Below are 3,281 nucleotides of genomic sequence, written 5' to 3' on the forward strand. Positions count from 1 at the left end.
ACGCCGCCGAATGATGGCACGCAAAAGGGGAACAAGCTCGACTTACGACTGGCCCTGAAAAAAGGGGCAGGTCAGGAGGATCAGAATGGCTACGAAGAAACGCAAGCCGGAAGAGTTTGACAGGAAGCTGCGCAGGTTGTGGTGCTTGTCGGGCAAAGCATGCACGGGTGCACTACAAAACCAAGAGACCGCACTGTGCGTTGGGCTACCGCCCTCCAGCCCCTGAAACCATCGCCCCGATGAGCCAGGCGCGGGTCATGCACGAACACGCTACCCAGACCACTCAGCTGGAGCTGATCACGGCTCCGAAAACCTGTCTGGCCATTACGTGCGCATGTGAATCAGCCGGGCATGCACTCTCCGAAACCTCTCCTTGGAACCCTATAGCGGGCTGCTGAAAAGCTCTAACCTCGACGCTCGCCGCGGAACATGATTCACCGTCGCCACAGCGAAGACGGAGGCAGTGATGTGTGGATCGGATAGGATGACGGGATCGCTGTTCTGCGAGGGCAATCTCGAGGAGTGCATTCCGGCGTTGCATCCGCTCTGCAAGCTCGAGGCCGTCGTCAACGACGCGCCACGTTCCTTGGATGCCGAGTTCGACAGGCTTTATTGGGACGAGCGGGCCTTTCCATTCCTCCGGAACGCTTGATCCCGGTCAGCCTATTGTAGATCCGTAACCGCCCGATTGTCTCCGCGGATCAGCGCGACGGCGTCCAGTTCCATGGAAGCAGTTCGTCGAGCCGGGTGATCTTTTGATCATGGATGCGGTCGAGGATGCCGGCGAGCCATGCGTGGGGATCGAGGCCATTCACCTGGGCCGTCTCGATCATCATCATTGCCTGGGCCAGCGTTCCGCCGCCATTGTCTGAATCGGCGAACAGCCAGTTCTTGTGGCCGAAACCAATCGGGCGCATGGCCCGTTCGGCCGGATTGTTGTCGATTCTGACGCGAACAGCCTAAATCAGCGTCCGCGAGAGGGACCACGATCCAAAAAAATGGGGCGCCGCGAACTTCTGTTCTGGAAGCCTCTGGAAATCCCACACTCATTCCCGTATTATAGGAATGCCAAGCCATAAAGTGATACCGTGTAATGAATGACCGAATGCTGAAACTACTGGAGACGATCTCGAGCCTCGGCTCCTCCGCGCCGCCTCGCGAAGTTGCTCAGGAGGCTGACTTGCCGTTGGCAACTGCGTACCGAATTCTCGACCAGATGCAGAAATTGGGAGTGATTCAGAAGGTCGGCCCCGGCTTCGAGGTTGGTGATCGCCTCACCCGCATGGTCTTGGCGGCCACGCCAGAAGAAAAGTTGCGGCACGCTATCATGCCGGATCTGCAAGAACTCGCAGATGAGACGGGAAGCACGGTCTTTGCGGCACGGCTAGCTGGCAACGACATCAATCTCTTTCTCCGTGTCATGGCAGACTCTGGATCTGCCGGGGGCGTTCTGCCGCCTTTGGGTGCGCGACCAGCGATCTGTAGTGCGGCCAAGGCAATCTACGTTCACCTGCCGGAGGACCAGAGAACCAAGGTCATCGAGGCCGCCAATGCCAAGTTTCCAAAACTGGCGTTGCCGAACGGCAGAATTCTGAAATCTGAAGTCGAATCCACGCTCGAAACTGCCTTTGCCACATGCTTCGGTGACGAAGACCCCGATATCGGGAGCTTTGCTACTGCGGTGCCCTTGCAGAATAAGCTGGGTTTTCTAAGCATTGGCATCGTCGGAACGAGGACCAAAATCCAAAAGACCTGGCACGAGACTCGAGATAAAGTCAGACGCTGTGCGGAACAGATTTCCGATCGGGTCGCCCTCACTGTCTGATCGGTGTGCAGAACACCATAGCGGGACACGTGCTTCGTTAAACAAGGAGTATCCTTGTATCTGCGTTCTGGTTTGGCTTCCCATTAGTTCAACCCTTCCCTGCACCGGACTTCTTGTCACCGGAAATCGCCCGAAGCTTCAACGTCCTCGCAACGAGAGGTGTCCACGTCGTCATGTTATTTCTGTCCGACAAAAGGTCTCCTGAAAAATGAGAATACGCCAGCTGTAAATTCCCATAAACCGATACTTAATGACTAATTGTGCCAGGCAATGCCATGCAGCAGTGTCGCCGAAACCGTTGTTTCGGGAGATGGTACATGAAAACACGTGCAGCTGTGGCATTGGAGGCAGGCAAGCCTCTTGAGGTTATGGAAGTCAATCTGGATGGCCCCAAGGCGGGCGAAGTTCTGATTGAAATCAAGGCGACCGGGCTTTGCCACACCGATGAGTTCACGCGCTCTGGCGCCGACCCAGAAGGCCTGTTCCCTTCGATCCTCGGACACGAGGGGGCTGGCGTTGTGGTAGAATGCGGCGAAGGCGTCACGACACTGAAACCCGGCGACCATGTCATTCCGCTCTATACTCCCGAATGCCGTCAGTGCTATTCCTGCCTGTCGGGCAAGACCAACCTCTGCACCGCGATCCGCGAAACGCAAGGCAAGGGGCTGATGCCTGATGGCACAACGCGGTTCACTATGCTGGATGGCACACCGATCTACCACTACATGGGCTGTTCAACCTTCGCCAATCACACGGTGATGCCTGAAATCGCGCTGGCCAAGGTTCGCGAAGACGCGCCCTTCGACAAGATCTGCTACATCGGCTGCGGCGTGACCACCGGCATCGGCGCCGTGATCAACACCGCTGGCGTCGAGATCGGGTCAACAGCGGCGGTCTTTGGCCTTGGCGGGATCGGCTTGAATGTGATCCAGGGCCTGCGCATGGCGGGTGCGGACATGATCATCGGCGTGGATCTCAATGATTCAAAAGCGGAAATGGCAAAGAAGTTCGGTATGACGCACTTTGTGAATCCGTCCAAGGTCGAGAACACCGTCGCCGAGATCGTCAACCTTACCAAGCGCGGCATCGATCAGATCGGCGGTGTGGACTACTCCTTCGACGCGACCGGCAACGTGAAGGTCATGCGTGACGCGCTGGAATGTTCACACCGAGGCTGGGGCGTGTCGGTAGTGATCGGCGTGGCTCCCGCTGGGGCCGAGATCGGCACCCGCCCGTTCCAGCTGGTGACAGGACGCGTATGGAAAGGCACGGCCTTCGGCGGTGCCAGGGGCCGTACGGACGTGCCGAAAATTGTCGACTGGTACATGGATGGCAAGGTCGAGATCGATTCGATGATTACCCACAAGCTGACTCTCGATCTGACCTGCCCCTTTTTTCAGGGCCAGTCGTAAGTCGAGCTTGTTCCCCTTTTGCGTGCCATCATTCGGCGGCGTGA

The 3,281-nt window shown here is 57.4% G+C and carries 2 protein-coding genes and 2 pseudogenes; 3 read left to right on the forward strand and 1 reads right to left on the reverse strand.

Going from position 1 to position 3,281, the window contains the following annotated elements; translation table 11 throughout:
- Positions 1-466 precede the first annotated feature (466 nt).
- Positions 467-669 (forward strand): annotated as a pseudogene (locus KZZ07_RS26420) (IS5/IS1182 family transposase); the annotation flags it as partial.
- Positions 670-701: 32 nt separating this feature from the next.
- Here the strand turns inward: KZZ07_RS26420 and KZZ07_RS26425 are convergent.
- Positions 702-953, reverse strand: a pseudogene (locus KZZ07_RS26425) (transposase domain-containing protein); the annotation flags it as partial.
- 152 nt (positions 954-1,105) lie between these two features.
- Here KZZ07_RS26425 and KZZ07_RS26430 point away from each other — a divergent pair.
- Together KZZ07_RS26430 and KZZ07_RS26435 are read left to right on the forward strand one after the other, a co-directional pair.
- Entirely contained in the window at positions 1,106-1,825 is a 720-nt protein-coding gene (locus tag KZZ07_RS26430; protein ID WP_219519846.1) for a helix-turn-helix domain-containing protein, read from the forward strand.
- Between the two features lie 317 nt (positions 1,826-2,142).
- Entirely contained in the window at positions 2,143-3,237 is a 1,095-nt protein-coding gene (locus tag KZZ07_RS26435) for an S-(hydroxymethyl)glutathione dehydrogenase/class III alcohol dehydrogenase (protein ID WP_219519849.1), read from the forward strand.
- Positions 3,238-3,281: the final 44 nt, after the last annotated feature.

The organism is Mameliella sp. CS4 (assembly GCF_019392335.1).
GTDB lineage: Bacteria > Pseudomonadota > Alphaproteobacteria > Rhodobacterales > Rhodobacteraceae > Antarctobacter.